General features: G+C 53.0%; 1 protein-coding gene. It reads right to left on the reverse strand.

What is annotated here, in order from left to right:
• Positions 1-4 precede the first annotated feature (4 nt).
• Positions 5-871 carry a prohibitin family protein gene (locus J0X15_RS03505; protein WP_206938217.1) on the reverse strand — a complete coding sequence of 289 codons (867 nt, stop codon included), beginning with the start codon at positions 869-871 and terminating at the stop codon, positions 5-7.
• Positions 872-1,046: the final 175 nt, after the last annotated feature.

Below are 1,046 nucleotides of genomic sequence, written 5' to 3' on the forward strand. Positions count from 1 at the left end.
GTGATTACCTGTCACCCCCCAGAATAATCGGCAACCCGTCTTTCCCGCCGCCAATCACCACCGTTTTCGAATTGGGAGACATCGCCAGATCACGAGTGGCCTGAACACCCTGCCATCTCAAGAGATCTTCATTCAGGCTTTTCTTGATGATGTCCTGATAGCGCGTGATCCCCTCGGCTTCGATCTCCTTGCGCTTGGCTTCCTGACGTTCGATGCCGAGCTTGTATTGATAGGACTTCTCTTCCTCCGACAAGGTCAGCTTGCGCTCGACGGCCAGGCGCACAGCAGCAGGCAACTCAACGCTTCGCACAAGAACATCATCGACGATCACATATCGATCTTCAACATTGGTCAGACTGCTGACCACGATCGATTCCAGAAAGCCGCGCTTGCTGGTGTAAACCTGCTCCGGCGTGTACTGCCCCACTTCGCGGCGTAGTACGGCTTCGGTTTCGGGAAAGACGATCTTGTTCAAATATTCCGGGCCGACCGTCACATGCAGCAGCGGAAGAAGCCTGAGATCCGGCTGGTAGCGAACTGCGATCTGGATTTCGATCGGAAGTCCGCCCTTCGTCAGCATCGTGTAATTGCGTTCTTTTGTCTGAAGCCGGACGTTGTAGACATACATCCGGTTCCACGGCCAAATCACATGGAGGCCCTCGCCGTAGATCCGGTTCATTTCCGTTCCGGACACCCAGTGATAGAGAACTCCGGATTCACCAGACTGAATTGTTATGACAATCCGGTTCCACAAAAGCGCCAGACCGACGCCGAACAAAATAATAAAGATGAGGGCATACAGTTGAATACGCTTTTGGCGCTCACTTCTCAGCGCGTCTTCGTAGTCGTCGAATTCATCATCAAAAGCCATTCGGCCGACTCACCTTTGCGGAACCTGAGCAGACTGGGACTATACGCCTAGCCCTGCCCGCTTTCCAGTACGTAACCTGTTTGGATCAAACCACTTTATGCCTTGGCACACCAATAGCTCGAGCCGATTTCCCTCGTAAAACGACGAGATTTTGGATCAACGAACACCAACTGCG

Source organism: Roseibium limicola (genome assembly GCF_017313085.1).
Lineage (GTDB): Bacteria > Pseudomonadota > Alphaproteobacteria > Rhizobiales > Stappiaceae > Roseibium > Roseibium limicola.

Excerpts from the sequence above, each read along its gene's own strand:
- J0X15_RS03505 (WP_206938217.1), bottom strand. The coding sequence starts at position 871 with ATGGCTTTTGATGATGAATTCGACGACTACGAAGACGCGCTGAGAAGT.